General features: G+C 61.0%; 12 protein-coding genes and 2 tRNA genes. 12 read left to right on the top strand and 2 right to left on the bottom strand.

Features of this window, described 5'->3' with window-relative positions:
- Nucleotides 1-430: 430 nt before the first annotated feature.
- The 4 genes from metG to HMPREF2942_RS04255 all read left to right on the top strand — a co-directional run bounded on the left by metG (nucleotide 431) and on the right by HMPREF2942_RS04255 (nucleotide 6,382).
- The gene (gene metG / locus HMPREF2942_RS04270) at nucleotides 431-1,975 is read left to right on the top strand and encodes a methionine--tRNA ligase (RefSeq protein WP_070642680.1); all 1,545 of its coding nucleotides are present in this window, start codon (nucleotides 431-433) and stop codon (nucleotides 1,973-1,975) included.
- Between the two features lie 380 nt (nucleotides 1,976-2,355).
- Nucleotides 2,356-3,123 carry an ABC transporter ATP-binding protein gene (locus tag HMPREF2942_RS04265; protein WP_070688474.1) on the top strand — a complete coding sequence of 256 codons (768 nt, stop codon included), beginning with the start codon at nucleotides 2,356-2,358 and terminating at the stop codon, nucleotides 3,121-3,123.
- Between the two features lie 3 nt (nucleotides 3,124-3,126).
- Nucleotides 3,127-5,880, top strand: a complete 2,754-nt coding sequence (locus HMPREF2942_RS04260) for an ABC transporter permease (RefSeq protein WP_070688473.1) — start codon at nucleotides 3,127-3,129, stop codon at nucleotides 5,878-5,880.
- Nucleotides 5,881-6,064: 184 nt separating this feature from the next.
- A complete protein-coding gene (locus HMPREF2942_RS04255; protein ID WP_005505534.1) occupies nucleotides 6,065-6,382 on the top strand; it encodes a nucleotidyltransferase family protein in 318 nt (105 codons plus the stop codon).
- A 173-nt stretch (nucleotides 6,383-6,555) separates the two neighbouring features.
- On the opposite strand, the gene HMPREF2942_RS04250 is transcribed toward HMPREF2942_RS04255, so the two are convergent.
- Together HMPREF2942_RS04250 and HMPREF2942_RS04245 are read right to left on the bottom strand one after the other, a co-directional pair.
- Nucleotides 6,556-7,407, bottom strand: coding sequence for a response regulator (locus HMPREF2942_RS04250; RefSeq protein WP_070688472.1), 852 nt, complete (start codon nucleotides 7,405-7,407; stop codon nucleotides 6,556-6,558).
- Between the two features lie 41 nt (nucleotides 7,408-7,448).
- A complete protein-coding gene (locus HMPREF2942_RS04245; RefSeq protein ID WP_210399422.1) occupies nucleotides 7,449-8,858 on the bottom strand; it encodes a histidine kinase in 1,410 nt (469 codons plus the stop codon).
- A gap of 587 nt (nucleotides 8,859-9,445) precedes the next feature.
- On the opposite strand from HMPREF2942_RS04245, the gene HMPREF2942_RS04240 reads away from it, so the two are divergent.
- From HMPREF2942_RS04240 to HMPREF2942_RS04205, 8 genes are all read left to right on the top strand, one after another.
- Nucleotides 9,446-10,810: a hypothetical protein gene (locus HMPREF2942_RS04240; RefSeq protein ID WP_044150320.1), complete on the top strand. Its 1,365-nt coding sequence runs from the start codon at nucleotides 9,446-9,448 to the stop codon at nucleotides 10,808-10,810.
- 186 nt (nucleotides 10,811-10,996) lie between these two features.
- Complete coding sequence (locus HMPREF2942_RS04235) at nucleotides 10,997-12,052, top strand: 3-isopropylmalate dehydrogenase (RefSeq protein WP_070688471.1); 1,056 nt, start codon at nucleotides 10,997-10,999, stop codon at nucleotides 12,050-12,052.
- A 354-nt stretch (nucleotides 12,053-12,406) separates the two neighbouring features.
- Nucleotides 12,407-13,504 carry a branched-chain amino acid aminotransferase gene (locus tag HMPREF2942_RS04230; protein ID WP_070633943.1) on the top strand — a complete coding sequence of 366 codons (1,098 nt, stop codon included), beginning with the start codon at nucleotides 12,407-12,409 and terminating at the stop codon, nucleotides 13,502-13,504.
- Nucleotides 13,505-13,799: 295 nt separating this feature from the next.
- Nucleotides 13,800-14,552 carry a fumarylacetoacetate hydrolase family protein gene (locus tag HMPREF2942_RS04225; RefSeq protein ID WP_070688470.1) on the top strand — a complete coding sequence of 251 codons (753 nt, stop codon included), beginning with the start codon at nucleotides 13,800-13,802 and terminating at the stop codon, nucleotides 14,550-14,552.
- Between the two features lie 57 nt (nucleotides 14,553-14,609).
- Nucleotides 14,610-16,121, top strand: a complete 1,512-nt coding sequence (gene gltX, locus HMPREF2942_RS04220) for a glutamate--tRNA ligase (RefSeq protein WP_070688469.1) — start codon at nucleotides 14,610-14,612, stop codon at nucleotides 16,119-16,121.
- Between the two features lie 2 nt (nucleotides 16,122-16,123).
- Nucleotides 16,124-16,561 (top strand): hypothetical protein, encoded by a 438-nt coding sequence (locus HMPREF2942_RS04215; protein WP_070688468.1) that lies wholly within the window; start codon nucleotides 16,124-16,126, stop codon nucleotides 16,559-16,561.
- Nucleotides 16,562-16,824: 263 nt separating this feature from the next.
- Nucleotides 16,825-16,900 (top strand) — tRNA-Gly (locus tag HMPREF2942_RS04210).
- Between the two features lie 472 nt (nucleotides 16,901-17,372).
- A tRNA-Gln gene (locus HMPREF2942_RS04205) sits at nucleotides 17,373-17,444 on the top strand.
- The last annotated feature ends 55 nt before the right edge of the window (nucleotides 17,445-17,499 follow it).

The following is a 17,499-nucleotide window of genomic DNA, read 5'->3' as shown; positions in this document are numbered from 1 at the left end:
TCGCTGCGGAGAGCGTCCGTGTGACACCCTGAGGGCGCTTCCGGAAAACGTAGCTGCACCCAGGGGCTCCCGGTGGGCACACCTATACGCAACCTCTGGTGGGTGCGTGGAGGTTTCGGTGGCCTCCGTAGCGACATCAGGGTGCCCGAAGCGAAGCGAGGGCGGGTGCCCCTGTAGGAGCGAGGAGGGTGCCGAACCTCGAGCTAATCCCGCCGGGTGGTTCGTGGTTTGGGCGTGCGCCCCGTGCCTAGCGAACTGGTGCGGGGGAGGGCTGTCGCCTTTTAGTGTGTTGCTTGGTGATTTGGCGTTTTGCATGTGGCGCGGAGGAAACATGCGGCGTGGCAGCCTCCACCCACAAGCAATAAGCCACCGCGTATCAGAGTGTAACCCCGGTGAGAGCCTAGCCTAAGACTGCGGTAAACTGAAAGTTATGACTGCAACTCCGTTCTACATCACCACCGCCATCTCCTACCCCAATGGCAACCCGCACATCGGCCATGCCTACGAAACCATCGCAGCCGACGTGCTAGCCCGCTTCAAGCGCCTCGACGGCTTCGACGTGCGCTTCATGACCGGCACCGACGAGCACGGCCAGAAGATGCAGACCACCGCCGAGAAGCTCGGTAAGACCGCTAAGGAACTCGCCGACGAGAACTCCGCACGCTTCAAAGCAATGAACGACGCGCTGAACATCAGCTACGACCGCTTCATCCGCACCACCGACCCCGACCACTATGTCGCATCCCAGGCCATCTGGAAGCGCATGGAAGAAAACGGCGACATCTACCTCGACAAGTACGCCGGCTGGTACTCCGTACGCGACGAAGCCTACTACGCAGAAGACGAAACTGAAGTCCGCGACGGCCAGCGCTACGCCATCACCACCGGCACCGAAGTCGAATGGACCGAAGAAGAATCCTACTTCTTCCGCCTCTCCAAGTACGGCGACAAGCTCCTCGAACTCTACGCCAACGAAGGCTACGTCTACCCCGAATCCCGCCGCAACGAACTGATCTCCTTCGTCAAGGGCGGCCTCAATGACCTGTCCATCTCCCGCACCACCTTCGACTGGGGCGTACCCGTACCCGGCAACGACAAGCACGTCATGTACGTGTGGGTCGACGCCCTCACCAACTACCTCACCGGCCTCGGCTACCCCGACACCGACAACGAGCTGTTCACCAAGTACTGGCCCGCCGACCTGCACCTCATCGGCAAGGACATCACCCGATTCCACTCCATCTACTGGCCCGCATTCCTGTGGTCCGCCGGAGTCGAACTGCCCAAGCGCGTCTTCGGCCACGGCTTCCTGCTCGTCAACGGCGAGAAGATGTCCAAGTCCGTCGGTAACGTCGTCGACCCCGCAAACCTTGTCAACGCGTTCGGCCTGGACGCGGTCCGCTTCTTCCTCATGCGTGAAGTGTCCTTCGGTCAGGACGGCTCCTACTCCGAAGAGTCCATCATCAACCGCATCAACTCCGACCTGGCAAACAACCTCGGCAACCTTGCCCAGCGTTCCCTGTCCATGGTCGCCAAGAACTGCGGCGATGCCGTCCCCACCCACGGCGAATTCACCGAAGCTGACCGCCAGATCCTCGACCAGGCGGCAGCCCTCTACGAGCCCGTCCGTGCAGACTTCGACGAGCAGGCATTCCACCGCGCTTTGGAACGCATCTGGACCGTCCTCGCAGACACCAACGCCTACTTCGCAGAACAGGAACCCTGGACCCTGCGCAAGAACGGCGAACTCGACCGCATGAACACCGTACTGTACGTAACCCTTGAGGTCGTACGCCAGGTAGCCCTGCTGCTGCAGCCCGTCATGCCCGACTCGACCGCCAAGCTGCTGACCCTGCTCGGCGTACCCGAAGGTGACGCACGCCAGTTCGCAGCCCTCGGCACCGCACTCGTGCCCGGCACCGAACTGCCCGCACCCGCACCGGTGTTCCCCCGCTACGAAGCACCCAAGGCATAACAGCTGCCTGAGTATCAGCGGACAGAGCCTGAGACGGCGCCGTAACTGATAGCGCTGTAACGGATAGTCTATGAAAGCCCCCGGCTTCCCCACCCAGATTGGGGGAGGAACCGGGGGCTTTTCGCATACATATATAGGTGTAGGCGCGAGGCGGAGAAGCAGGGTAAGGATGCAGGGTGAGAACGCCGGGTGAGCCGCCACTCATCCTTAAGGATGATGCCGGTGCCCCGCCCAGCCCGCCTCAGGCTCACCTCAGCCCGTGGAATGAGCGAGGAATCTGCGCATCCGCAGGTCAAGACCCGGTGAACACCCGCCAAAATCAACCTGGAGGATGAGAAAAACCCTGTAGTCAGCGCCATGCTGCGTGAAATAATTGAACTATGACTACGACAACTCCTCACACACAGACGGCACAGGTCGCCGTCTCCGCACGAAACCTTTCCAAAACCTACGGCATGGGTGAAGCAACCGTCCACGCCCTCAACAACGTCTCCGTCGACTTTGAGCAGGGCAAGTTCACCGCCATTATGGGCCCCTCCGGCTCGGGTAAGTCCACGCTGATGCAGACCATCGCAACCCTGGACACCCCCGACCCGAACCCGGCAACCTCGATTCGTATTGGCGGTACCGAGCTCTTCGGTCTGAAGGACAACGCCCTCACCGAATTCCGCCGCGAACACATCGGCTTCATCTTCCAGGCGTTTAACCTGGTGCCCACCCTCACCGCGGGCCAGAACATTGACCTGCCGCTGGGCCTCGCCGGTAAGAAGCCCGACCCGCAGTGGCGCGACTACCTGGTCAAGACCCTCGGCCTGGAAACCCGCCTCGACCACCGCCCCGAACAGCTCTCCGGCGGTCAGCAGCAGCGCGTCGCCATCGTGCGCGCCCTGCTTGCACGCCCCGAAGTGGTCTTCGCCGACGAACCGACCGGTAACCTCGACTCCAACTCCGGCGCAGAGGTGCTGCGCCTGCTGCGTGCCGCCGCAACCGACCACGCACAGACCATCCTCATGGTCACCCACGACGCAAACGCCGCCTCCTACGCAGACCGCGTGGTCTTCATCAAGGACGGCATGGTCGCCGGCGAAATGATCGAACCCACCTACGACGCCGTCCTCGGCGCAATGGCACAGCTGGAAGGTCGATAAGCCGTGGCAACCACACTGAACACGGTGGCGCGCTCCAATCTGCGCGCTTCCAAAGGAAAATACATCCTCACGGGCATAGGCATCGCGATCTCATCCTTCTTCATCGCCGCCATTATGATGCTCACCAACTCGTTGCAGGCGACCGTCAACTCCTCCGTTGGTGACGTGCTCTCCCGCGCCGAGGCGGTCGTCGCCTCCGCCGCTACAACCAGCGACGGTAAAGACAGCACCTCTATCTACCTGACCCGTGACCAGATTCAGAAAGTAGAAAAGAGCGACCTGCTCTCCGGCTACTGGGTTCAGTATGCCGTCACGGGTTCGATCGGTACCGGCGATCAGAAAACCCCCGTGCAGTACAACCAGCTGCCCGCCGACTCGAGCCTCTTCCCGTACAAGGTGCAGGGTAAAATCCCCAGTAGCGACCACGAAATCATGGTCTCTACCTACTTCGCGAAGAAGCACAACCTCTCGCTGAACGGCAAGGTCACCAGCACCGACGTTGTAGAATCCGTCAGCGCTCCCGGTACTGACAAGACCGCCGAATACACCGTCGTCGGTCTGTTCGACCCCGGTTTTGAAGGCTCCACCACCAACCAGGCTGTCTTCATTGGCGGCACCAGCCTCGGCGAAGCCACCCTGAAAGCAGCCGAGACAGAAAACAAGAGCTCCGCGGCAGGATACCGGGGCATGGCTGGCGCGAACCTCATCTACCTCAAGTTCAAGGACGGCGTAACCGACGCCAAACTCAAGAGCCTGCAGGATACCCTCAGCAGCGGCGACACCAAGAACGACCCGCGCGTTATGACCGGTCAGAAGCTGCTGGAAGACTACCAGAAGAGTATCTCCACGGTCTTCACCTCCATTAGCGTGGTCCTGGGTGCCTTCGCGGCACTGGCTCTGCTGGTTTCCTCCTTCGTCATCTCCAACACCTTCGCGGTGCTGGTCGGCCAGCGCATCCGTGAGCTGGCTCTGCTGCGCACCCTCGGCGCCCGCGGCGGCTCCCTTGTACGGATGCTACTCATCGAATCCATTACCGTGGGCGTGGTGTTCTCCCTCATCGGTGCGCTGCTGACCTACCCGGTTGGCGCGCTGGTTGGCGCAAACCTCACCACCATCATGATTTCGTACTCAATCACCCCGGTGATTATCAGTACCCTGATCTGCACCATCGTGACGGTTCTGGCGTCGCTCTCCCCGGCACGAAGCGCCCTGCGCATCTCGCCCATCAGCGCGATGAGCGAGCACACCAACCTTGAGGTGCGCAAGCCCGGCAAGGTCGGCCCGATCCTGGGTCTGGTCTTCGGTGCCGCAGGTATCGGCCTGGCTATGCTGGCTCAGAACCAGGGTTCCGGTGAGGGTGCCGGCAATAAGGCCATCCTCCTCATGATGGGGGCCGCGCTGCTGCTCGGTATCGCGGTCTTTCTCCTCACCCCGCTGGTACTGCCCCCGCTGGTACGTGCCCTCGGTAAGGTCACCCGCACCCAGACCGGCAAGCTGGCGCTCGCCAACGCACTACGTTCGCCCAAGCGCACCGTCTCCACCGGTCGTGCCGTGCTGGTGGGTACCCTGGTCGTATCGACTGTGCTGACCGGTTACTCGGTGCTGAGCGCCTCGCTGACCAAAGCCCTGGATCAGCAGTACCCGATTTCTGCGCAGGCAAAGTACAGCTCGTATGACCAGTCCGAGGCAACCTCCACCGTGACCAAGGCGGAGGAAATCGCCTCCAAGGTCAAGGGTATTAAGAACGTTCAGGCATCCGCCGTCGGTTACGCAGCCGGTGTGGTTGACTACACCGTCGAATACGAGGGACAGACCGCCAACCAGAATTCCGACCTGGTGGCGCTGAGCTCCTCCGATTTGAAGGCAATCCTGCCGGGCGAAAACTCGAACCTTGCGGATGACACCGTGCTCGTACCGCAGGGCCTCTGGAAGTCCGCTGGATTGAATGAGTCCAGTCGTCTGAAGGCACACGGCCCGCTCGGCGAAGTGGAACTCAAACCCGTCAAGTCCGCAACCAAGCAGAACCTGCTGATCGTCAACCCTGCCACCGCCGCCAAGCTGCAGGACGCCAAGAACCCGCAGAAGGTTGCCAACCCCGCCGCTGAGGAAGCTCAGAAGCGCATGGAAGAAGCAATCGCCAGCGGTGACCAGGAAGCTCAGACGAAGGCAGCACGTCTGACCGTCACCAGCCAGGCAACCGGTAACGACACCGTCGTTCTGGTGCGCGCCGCCTCCCCGCTGACCAGTAGCGAGAACGCGACCCTGCAGGCTGACCTGAACCGAGCCAGCCCGGACAGCTCCTTCACCGGTGGCTTGCAGGAACGTCAGACCTACGACCAGTTGCTGACCGTTATGCTGACCTTCACCCTGGTGATGCTCATGCTCGCAGTGGTCATCTCGATTATTGGTGTGGCGAACACGATGACCCTGTCGGTCAACGAACGCCGCCGCGAGAACGCGATGCTCCGCTCGCTGGGTCTGTCCCGCAAGCAGCTGCGCCGTATGATTTCCATTGAGGCGATTCTGATTACGCTCGCCGCAGTGGTGCTCGGTATGGTTTCCGGTGCGGTGATTGGTAGCCTCTCTGCGCAGATTATTATGTCTTCCATGAGTGCTTCCGCCCCGCTCGTGCTTGACCTGCCGTACGTCTGGTACGTGGTCATCCTCGTTGTGGGTGTGCTCGCCGCGATGCTGGCTTCGGCTCTGCCGGCGGCTCGTTCGGCTCGCATGTCCCCGGTTGAGGGTATGCGCGGCTAACCCGCTGTACCTGGCATAGTCACAGTACCCGGCGAACCCGGATACTCGGCGTGAGAAAGCCCCGGAGGGTGCCTCGATTAGGAGGCGCCCGCCGGGGCTTCACTGTGTCCTCTAGTTTGGCGTGCTTGTACTCTCAGATTCTTGGAGCTGACCTGTAGCATGGCTTTGCGCGTATGATGGGTGTATGAGTACTAGCCACCCCAATCTGCGTCGCGGGTACACGCTACCCCATGAAGCGGAGGTTCTTCAGATCCTCCGTGACGCTGGTGTGCGCCGTGCCCGACTCTTCGGCAGCGCCGCCCGCGGTGAGCTGACCGAAACCAGCGACCTGGATTTTTTGGTGCAGATGCCGGGGGTAGCCCCTTTTGACGAGTTCATGCAGATGGTCGATGCTCAGCACCGCATTGAACAGCTGACCGGCCGTAGCGTTGATATGGTCACCCGGTTGCGCCCCCGCATCTATGCGGAGGCAGAACCAGACATGGTGGAGTTGCCGCTATAAGAAGTTGCCTGAGCTGATGAGCGACTTTGAACAAATCATCGACGAGATACAAGAAACTACTTAACTAAAGAGCCCCGGAGGGTGCCTCGATCAGGAGGCGCCCGCCGGGACTTCACTGTGTCCTCTAGTCTGTTGTGCTCTCTATTTCTGCTGTGCCCTTATATAAGGGAGCGCTAGTGGGCGATACCCGCCTCATACGCCATAATGACCGCCTGCACACGATCACGCGCCCCCAACTTCGCCAACACATGCGACACATGCGTCTTCACCGTCGCCTCCGAAAGCACCAGCTCCCGCGTAATCTCCGCATTCGACAAGCCACGCGCAATCAAACCCAGCACCTCAAACTCACGCGGCGACAACTGCTCAATTAACTCACGATGCGGATAATCCTGCACAGGCTCAAAGCTTGCATGCTCAGCCGGAATAAACGTCGCCTTAGGAAGTTCAGAACCAGCAGCCGAGGGAATAACAGGAACAGACTCAGCGGCAGGAGCGGCAGGAGCGGTAGGAACAACAGGAGCGGGGGAGTCCAGCACCGGAATCATCTGCTCCAACAGGCGGCGAGTCGCAGACGGCGCAATCACCGCATCGCCGCGGTGCACCGTACGAATCGCCTCCAGCAGCTGCTCCGGCGGAGTGTCCTTCAACAAGAAACCGCTCGCACCCGCACGCACCGCCGAATACACGTACTCATCAATATCGAAGGTCGTGAGCATAATAATGCGCACCCGCTCATCCTCGGAAACTTCACGTTCGCCGTCACGCTCCAGGATGCGGCGCGCCGCCTCCAGACCGTCGCAGTGCGGCATGCGCACATCCATGAGGATGACCTGCGGCGCCTGCCCCTCAGAGACCATGCGGTCAAAAACGTCAATAGCCGCCAGACCGTCATCAGCTTCCATGACGACCTGCAGGTCCGGCTGGGAGTTGACGAGCATGCTCAAGCCGCCGCGCACTAGGCGCTGGTCGTCAACGAGCATCACGCGGATCGGCTGGGTGGTCTGTGGTGCAGAAGAGTACATAGTTTCAATCCTAGATCACGAGGTAGTAGAGGGCACGGGTATTAGAGGTCGCGGTAGGGCAGCGCCGCCTCAACGAGCCAGCCGCCGTCAGGCTGCAGACCGTAGGTGAGTGAGCCGTGGTAGAGGGCGATGCGCTCGCTCATGCCGCGCAGACCGTTACCGCTACCGGGTACCGGGCGGGCAATGTGCTGAGCCGCGGTAGAGGAAACCGGGTCGTTCTGCACCCACAAGTGCAGACCGTCCTCACCCCAGTGAATGGTGACGGTGGTTGCCGCGCCGGGGGAGTGCTTGAGTGCGTTGGTGAGCGCCTCCTGCACGGTGCGGTACGCCGCCAGCTCGGCACCCTGCGGTAGGGCACGCGCCATGGTGCCGGTGATTCCGGTGAAGGTGACGGGTAGCCCGGCGCGGCGGCTCTGCTCCACGAGGGCGGGCACATCGCTGAGGGTGGGCACGGGTGCGTAGGCGGTTGCCTCGTCCGTGCGGAGTAGCCCGAGGAGGGAACGCATCTGGGTGAGGGAGTCGCGCGCCGTGTCTGCGATGAGCTCGAGGGTCTGCTCGGCAATATCCGGTTCGCTCTGCTGAGCCTGACCCGATTGCTCAACCTGCTGAGCCTGCTGGGCGCGTGCGGTGCGGGCGCTCGCGGCGGCGTAGCGTGCCCCGTCTGCCTGGGAAATAATGCTGGAGAGCGAGTGCGCCACAATATCGTGCATTTCGCGGGCGATGCGGGTGCGTTCGTCCTGCGCAGCGAGGCGGCGTTCCTGTTCCTGCTCGTATTCGAGGCGGCGGGCGCGTTCTTCGAACTCTTCGCTGCGCAGTTCGCGCATGCGGCGGGAGTCGCCGAGGAACCAGAAGACGGTGAAGATGGATCCGCAGAGCACGCCGAGCATCAGGGAGATGAAGATGCGGGCGGGTATGTCGTCCCAGTGGTAGAGGAATGAGAGTGAGGCCTGCACGGTGACGGCGAGTGCGCCGACCCAGCCGAGAATGAGGCCGCGGAAGCGGGCGCGGCGGGTCCAGTGCCTGCCGATATGGTAGGCGGCGAGGGTGACCGGCGGGTAGCAGGTGACTGCGAGTGAGTCGGGGAAGGGAGACAGGAGGGTGAGGCAGAGCGCCGCGATGACCACGTAGATGCTGCCGTAGGGGAAGCGGTAGCGGAAGTAGAGCGCGGTGGTGCTGCAGAGCGCGGAGATGAGCGGGATCCAGCCGTAGCCATTGATGAAGGCAACGGAGAGTACGCAGCAGAAGAACTGCATGTGCGCGACGACGATAATGTTCATCCAGCCGCGGTTGTCTCTGAGGTAGCTTTGCACGCGGCTGGAGGCGGTGATTGCATCGGCGGGCAGGTCGATGCTTTCTGAGATGCCGCGGGTATGCGTTACGGCGTAGCCTGATCCGGCCGTCTCTGTGCTGTGCTGTGGGTTCTTCTGGGGTTCGGTGTGCTTGAGGGGCATGTTTCCAGTGTATCGGGGTGGTGGGGCGGGGCTGGGAGCCTCTTTCTACTCTCACATGCAGGGATATTTTGTGGGTTTGCGTGTGGGGTTGTGTGCTTGAGTGAGTATGACACGCCGAAAACACCTATTTTTAGTGACCTTGGTTACTTTTTCGAAAAATATTCCCTCAACTAAAACTTGAGAGTTTGGGGTTGTATGGGGTTCGAATTCGAGTTTAAGAGACTTGAAACTCCCTTAAGTAACCTATTTTGGTTGAAAAACCTTCAACCAAGGCGGAGAGTTTAAGGGAAACCCCCTCATCAAACCATTTTTGGAACCATTGCGGTACAGGTCTTTGATGGGTATAGTTTTGGCTGTACCGAAATTCTGCGTCCAGGAGGCAAGGCCTCGCAGAGTGAACACCAAGCGCTCTGAAACGCGAAAGTCCCTATGCAGGGGACCGGTTACAGCATTATGTCGTTATCACCAGAGGTTAGGCGCAAGCCTACTTCACTCACTCGAATCTCATCAGGTGACGTTCTTCGCCGTGCACGACGGCGGGTGATAACTTTTATTCCTCAAAATGACATCACTCTCGAAGGACATACATGTCTACTAACATTTCTCGCCGCAAGGTTGTCGCTGGCGCAGCATGGGCTGCTCCGGTTGTCGCAGCATCTGCTGCAGTTCCCGCTTTTGCTTCCTCCACCGAATGTGAGTGGGAGTCCACCGCAGCTTACACCGCTGAAGGTAACGCTTCGGGTGCTAAGGGCACCCAGTCCTTCGTCGTTCCCCCGCTGGTCGACAAGATCAAGTTCGAGGTTGTCGGTGGCGCTGGTGGTACCAACTACGACGATATCGCAGCAGGCTCCGGTGCTAAGATCACCGGTATCATCGAGGTCAAGCCCGGCCAGACCGTTCAGCTCATCGGCGCAGCCGGTGGTATCGGTAAGGGCCCCCTGTCCCCCGCAGAGGGTGGCGAGGGCTACGGTAACGGCGGTTCCTCCAACCTGCCCACCCCCATCCCCGCAAGCGTCATGCAGCGCGTCAACGCTATTTGGCCGAAGGACTCCAGCCTGAAGCGCATCATCTACTCCGCATCCGGTGGTGGCTCCTCCGCTCTGGTTATCAACGGTACCCCCGTTGCAGTTGCAGGTGGCGGCGGTGGCGCTGGCTTCGTGAACTCCGGTGGCGCTAACAACAACGAGCAGTACGCTGCGGCTGGCGCAGTTGACGCAGGTCGCCTGTGGCCCTCCGGCGCAAAGCGCAACGTGTACCCCGTTATCGGTTCCACCGGTGGTTCCGCTGATGGTGCAGAAGGTTCCGCAGGTAAGCAGGGTGCACTGACCTACGCTGCTGACACCTCCGTCACCACCACTGTTAACGCAGGTGAGGGTGGCTCCGCAGGTATCGGTGGTAACGGTGGTTCCAAGACCGACCTGCCCTCCGGCAAGTCCCCCAACGGCGTTCTGGGCTACTCCTCCGCTAACAACCAGGAAATCTACGCTTCCTCCAAGTCCGGTAACCAGGGTGGCGACGGCTTCAAGGGTAACGGTGGCGACGGCGTTGGCTCCTACTCCTACCTGATCGACAACAACGATCGCACCAAGAAGGAAGAGGGCACCAAGAACGGTAAGGGCTACGCTCTCGAGTACGAATCCATCGGCTTCAACTTCAACGGCTACGAGTCCGTCATCTCCGCAGGTGGTGGCGCAGGCTACGGTGGCGGTGGCTCCGGTGCTTCTACCTCCTCCTCCGCAATCGTTCTGACCCAGAAGTGGAACAACAACCCCAACGGTCTGCGCCAGAACGTTGGCTTCGCACAGTTCGGTGGCGGCGGTGGCGCTGGTGGCTCCTACGTTGCTCCCGGTGTTTCCGGTGGCTCCATCGAGTCCGCAGGTAACGCTCCGACCGAACGTGGCGTTCGTGGCAACGGCTACGTCAAGGTCTCCCTCTGCAAGCGCACCGCGTAATTGCATAGACCTTTAGGGCTCTAACTCTGAGTGAGAACTCATAACGATATTCCCCGGCTGATGATTCAGCCGGGGAATATTGTTTTAACCGGTAGTATCCATCTATCCCACCCCTCCCTAGCCCAGAGTCTGAGAACCCGCCCGCACACTCTACCGCCCACCCGCGGCGCGTATTACGGTAGAGGCATGACTGAAGCACGTAGCATCGACCTCGCCGTCATCCCCGGCGACGGCATCGGCCCCGAAATCATTACCGAAGCCCAGCGCATCCTCACCCGCGCCTGCGAGCTCGAAAACATCACCGTAACCCCCACCCACTACAAGCTCGGCGCCGAGCACTGGCTGGAAACCGGTGAAACCCTGCCCGACTCCACCATGGACGCCCTCAAGCAGCACGACGCGATCCTCTTCGGCGCCATCGGTGCAGACCCGCGCAGCGGCAAGATTCCCTCCGGCCTCATCGAACGCGAAATGCTCCTGAAGCTGCGCTTCGCCTTCGACCACTACATCAACCTGCGCCCCTCCCGCCTGTACCCCGGCGCAGTCTCCCCGCTCGCCAACCCCGGCAACATCGACTTTGTGGTCGTGCGTGAAGGCACCGAAGGCCCCTACATTGGCAACGGCGGCGTCATCCGCGGCGGCACCCCCCACGAAATCGCCACCGAAGTCTCCCTCAACACCGCACACGGTGTGGAGCGCCTGGTGCGCTACGCCTTCGAGCTGGCGTCCACCCGCCGCAAGAAGGTCACCCTCGTGCACAAGACCAACGTGCTCACCCACGCAGGTCGCCTCTACAACCGCTACTTCACCGAAATCGCGGCTGAATTCCCCGAGGTTGAGACCGACTACCTGCACATTGACGCGACCACCATCTTCATGGTCACCGACCCCGCCCGCTTCGACGTGATCGTCACCGACAACCTCTTCGGCGACATCATCACCGACCTCGCAGGTGCAGTCACCGGCGGTATCGGCTACGCGGCAAGCGGCAACATCAACGCCGTCGGCGAGTTCCCCTCCATGTTCGAGCCCGTACACGGCTCCGCACCGGACATCGCCCGCCAGAACAAGGCAAACCCCACCGCCGCAATCCTCGCCGGCGCAATGCTGCTGCGCCACCTCGGCCACGACGCCGCCGCAGCCCGCATTGAGGACGCTGTTGAGGCAGATATGCGCGAGAACGGCGCGAGCGTGCGCGGAACCGATCAGGTCGGCGCGGACGTGCTCGCACGCCTCGGTTAATACTTGCCCGGCTAAAACTGGCTCGGCTAAAACGTAAACTACGCTAGTGAAGCCCGGAAGGAACACACCTTCCGGGCTTCACCTGTTCACATCCTGAATGGCAGAAAAGGTGCGCATGCGGCAAACGCATCTTTCCGGTACTCTAAACAGGTCAGGCACACCCGCCCGGCACCTCGGCGGTGGACACCATCCACCACTAGCTTTGATGCATCCAACTAGCACAGACCGCTAGATGCACCATCTGCCCCGCACGACAACGCGCCCGGCGGCACACACCGGTCCCTCGCCCCGCCGCGAGAACCGCCACTCAAAGAACGCCCACAGAGGCAACTAGACGAAGAGGAACGCAGAACGATGGCAACCGAATTCAGCCACGAAGCAAACCAGTCACCCGCCACCGCCGAACGCCGCGCCGAAATCCTCGCAAACCCCGGCTTCGGTGACTACTTCAGCGACCACATGGTCACCATCGACTGGGAAGGCGACTACAAGACCGGCGGCACCTGGTATGACGCACGAGTTCACCCCTACGGCCCGCTCGTCCTCGACCCCGCAGCATCCGTGTTCCACTACGGCCAGGAAATCTTCGAAGGTATCAAGGGCTACCGCCACGCCGACGGCTCCGTATGGACCTTCCGCCCCGAGAAGAACGCGGCACGCTTCGCGAACTCCGCACGCCGCCTCTCCCTGCCCGAACTGCCCGAAGAGACCTTCATCGAATCCCTGCGTGAACTCGTGAAGATGGACGAGCAGTGGGTACCCACCGGCGACGGTGAAGCCTTCTACTTCCGCCCCTTCATGATCGCAACCGAGGCGTTCCTCGGCGTTCGCCCCGCACGCCACGTGCAGTACCACGTGATCGGCTCGCCCGCAGGTAACTACTTCGGCACCCCCGAACCCGTGGACATTTGGCTCTCCACCACCTACGCCCGCGCAGGCGAAGGCGGCACCGGTGCGGCAAAGTGCGGCGGTAACTACGCAGCATCCATGATTGCCCAGACCGAGGGTGAAAAGCACGGCTGCAAGCAGGTTATCTTCAAGGACCCGCACCGCGGCGACGCCATCGAAGAGCTCGGCGGCATGAACGTGTTCTTCATCTTCGGCAAGGAAAACAAGATCGTCACCCCCGAACTGACCGGCACCATCCTGGAGGGCGTGACCCGCTCCTCGCTGATTCAGCTCGCCAAGGACCGCGGCATGACCGTCGAAGAGCGCGCAATCACCCTCACCGAATGGCGTGAAGGCGTGGCAAACGGCGACATCACCGAAATCTTCGCCTGCGGCACCGCAGCAGTGGTCGCACCCATCGGCAAGCTCAAGGCAGAAGACTTCGAAATCCCGGCACCCACCGAGCACTTCGGCGAAATCTCCAAGAGCCTGCGCGAAGAGCTCGTCGGCATTCAGCTCGGCACCGTTGAGGACCGCCACGGCTGGATGACCCGCCTCATCTAAACGTGAATCTAACGTAACCCGCGAAATCCCCGCAGGATGCCCCCGCCCGACCCCGCACGTCGCGCGGTGAGCAATCCGCGGGGATTCGCTGTGCCCGGAAAATGAGGTGCTCGGAAAATGCCGTGCCCGGTGATGCTGTGCTCGGCGAGTATTGCGCGCGGCGTTGATAGCGTGAGGACAGGGGAGGGGAGGCGCACCCCGCCGAACCTAATAGTGTTGAACCCCGCCGGGCTAAAACCTGCCTTGCCAATTCCGCCCGCCGCCCACACCCTCGAAGGCTGGTACCCTAGAAAGTATGCGTATTGCACGATTTACCGTAAATAATGAGCTCCACTTCGGGCTGGTAGAAGGCGACGCAGGCGAAGAAACCCTGCGCGTACTCGCCGGCGACCCCTTCTACTCGGGTATCGAACCGACCGGCACCACCTACCCCATCGACCAGGTGCGCCTGCTCGCCCCGATCATCCCCCGCTCCAAGGTGATTGGAGCGATCGCAAACTGGGCAGGAACCGAGGCGCCCGCCTCCCCGCAGTTCTTCCTCAAGCCCAACACCACCGTCATCGGCCCCGGCGACCCCGTGACCCTGCCCGAGTACTCCGAAGCCGTCAGCGCAGAAGGTGAACTCGCCGTCATTATCGGTCGTATCGCCAAGTCCGTGTCCCTTGAGCGCGTGCACGAAGTCATCTTCGGCTACACCGTAGCCAACGACCTCACCGCCCGCGACCTGCTCGAAGACCGCCAGTGGACCCGCGCCAAGGGCTTCGACGGCTCCACCCCGCTCGGCCCCTGGATCGAAACCGACCTGGACACCGACTCGCTGAACATCACCACCTGGGTTGACGGCGACGTCGTGCAGGAAGGCAACACCTCCGAAATGCACTACTCCGTAGCCGAACAGGTTGCCGCAGCCTCGGAAATCTTCACCCTGCTGCCCGGCGACGTACTGCTCACCGGCACCCCCGCCGGCATCAGCGTACTGCGCGACGGCAACGAAGTAGAGGTCGAAGTCGAAGGCATCGGCTCCCTCGTCACCCGCGTGCGCGACTAAACAGTCCGCGCCCACAAACGTAACGTACATCCTGAAACACACCGTCAAGGAGACATCATGACCGAATACCACGGTCCCGTACTCAACAGCCCCGCAGACACCCGCGTCCGCTTCTGCCCCTCGCCCACCGGCACCCCGCACGTGGGCATGGTCCGCACCGCCCTCTTCAACTGGGCGTACGCACGCCACACCGGCGGCAAGCTGATCTTCCGCATCGAAGACACCGACGCGGCACGCGACTCCGAAGAGTCGTTCAACCAGGTGCTCGAATCCCTGCACTGGCTCGGCATCAACTGGGACGAAGGTGTCGGCGTCGGCGGCCCCCACGAGCCCTACCGCCAGTCCGAGCGTAAGGCCGCAGGCATCTACAACGAGGTCTTCGCAAAGCTCGTTGAAGGCGGCTACGTGTACGAAGACTTCTCCACCCCCGACGAGGTGAAGGAACGCCGCAAGGCAGCCGGCCAGGACCCGCAGCTCGGCTACGACAACTACGACCGTAACCTCACCGAAGAGCAGAAGGAAGCCTACCGCGCCGAAGGCCGCCAGCCCGTGTGGCGTCTGCGCATGCCCGATGAGGACATCACCTTCAACGACCTCGTTCGCGGTGAAATCACCTTCAAGGCAGGCACCGTACCCGACTACGTGGTCGTCCGCTCCAACGGCGACCCGCTGTACACCTTCGTGAACCCCGTCGACGACGCACTCATGGGCATCACCCACGTGCTACGCGGCGAAGACCTGCTCTCCTCCACCCCGCGCCAGATCGCGCTCTACCGCGCGCTCATCGACACCGGCGTGACCAGCTTCATCCCCGAATTCGGCCACCTGCCCTACGTCATGGGCCAGGGTAACAAGAAGCTCTCCAAGCGCGACCCCGAGTCGAACCTCTTCCTGCTGCGCGACTCCGGCTTCATCAAGGAAGGCCTGCTGAACTACCTGTCCCTGCTGGGCTGGTCCCTCTCCGCAGACCAGGACGTCTTCAGCATCGACGAGCTCGTCGAGCACTTCGACGTACACGACGTTGTCGCCAACCCCGCACGCTTCGACGTGAAGAAGGCAGAGTCCATCAACGGCGACCACATCCGTGCGCTCGACCCCAAGGACTTCCGCGACCGCCTCATCCCGTACCTGCAGGCTGCAGGCGTACTCGGCGATACCCTCACCGAGCGTGAAGAGCAGATCCTCACCGAAGCAGCCCCCCTCGTTCAGGAGCGTATGCAGTTGCTCGGCGAAGCACCCGGCCTGCTCGCATTCCTCTTCAAGGCTGACGAAGAAATCAGCACCGCAGACGACGCACGCAAGCAGCTCAAGGAATCCGCACCGCAGGTCCTCGCAGCCGCAATCGAAGCTCTGGAGCCCCTCGAGGACTTCACCGCAGCCAATATTGAGGCAGCCCTGCGCTCCGCAATCGTCGACGGCCTGGAAATCAAGCCGCGCCTCGCATTTGGCCCCGTGCGTATCGCAGTGTCCGGTGAGCGCATCTCCCCGCCGCTGTTCGAATCCATGGAAATCCTGGGCAAGGAATCCTCCCTCGCACGCCTGCGCAAGCTTGCCGCTGAACTGAGCTAGCTATGAGCCAGCCGAATAACCAATCCATCATCGGCAAGGCGCTGCTCAAGGGCACCCTCATGGCGCTCACCAACGCCTGCATTATCTGGGTGTTCGCCTACATTGCCGGCTTTGACCGCTCCGTATGGATGGTCGTCATCATTATTGCCGGCGCGGCGCTCGCCTACGTGACCGCGTTCCTGGAGGCACGCGCCATGCAGAACGCGGCTCGCGGCGGCGATGTGAGCACCTCGTCGTCTGTTGTTGATTCTTTGGACTCTTCTGACTCTTCGGACGAAGAAGACGACTTCGTGGACCCGGGCCCCGACCCGGACGCGGGCGACTTCGACGCCGGAAGCTCCAGCAGCTCCAGTAGCTCGGACTACAGCAGCTACAGCAGCTCCGACTACTCTGGCGGCGGAGATTCCGGTGGAGGCGACTCCGGCGGTAGCAGCGACTAAGCTCTAGAGAATCCCCTTATCCAGCGGGAATCAGACGACCGAAAGGTCTGAAGAAAACCGGCGGATAAGGGGATTTTTTATAAATTTGAGAATATTTTTTGTGATGGGTGTTTCCTGTAAAACTACTAGTCAGTATGTTTTGTTGGGGTGAATCTGGCTCCATTTTGGGGAGTATGGCAAGAATTTAGTTTGCGCACCCCGGCAAAGGCTCGTATAGTAGTACCTGTTGTTGCGACGAACTGAAAAGTTCAAAGCGAAAACATGCGGTTGTAGCTCAGTTGGTAGAGCACCACCTTGCCAAGGTGGATGTCGCGAGTTCAAGTCTCGTCAACCGCTCCACTGAAGCCCCGAGGTTCGCCTCGGGGCTTTTTGTTGTCTCCAGAAGTTTTAGGTTTGGGGAGGCGGAGGCTAGGGAAGCTTCTCGACTGAGCTGAATCGGGGAGGTAGTGCATGGATCCCGTGTTGCCCTTTTTTTTGAATCAGTCCCCGGGTATGCTGCGGGAATCGAAAAATCTTCAAAAAATTTTGGACACAAAGCGTGCGGGGGAGGGGGTAAAACTACTCTCCAAGTCCCCTCGGAGCTGCTTTGGAGGGTGAAAATCGGCCCCAAAACCCTCTTTTTAAAGAAATTTAAAAAACTTTTTAACCCCAAAAACCCCGGAAACACGCGGAAGTAGCGGGCATAAAACCGTGAATGTGAGGCGGATCTCCAGATTTCGGCTTGCACGCCTCCGGAAAGACCCGTATAGTTATTACTCGTTCCGGTGAAAAGCCGAAAGGCGAGAAGCGGAACGGTAACTCAATAGAGTAATGGGATATGGTGTAATTGGCAACACGAAGGTTTCTGGTTCCTTTGTTCTAGGTTCGAGTCCTGGTATCCCAGCTAACCTCCTAACGGAGGTTGCGGCCCCATCGTATAGCGGCCTAGTACTCCGCCC

The sequence above is a fragment of the Rothia sp. HMSC071C12 genome, from assembly GCF_001813895.1.
GTDB classification, from domain to species: Bacteria; Actinomycetota; Actinomycetes; order Actinomycetales; family Micrococcaceae; genus Rothia; species Rothia mucilaginosa.
This window is presented reverse-complemented; position numbering and strand designations above follow the sequence as displayed.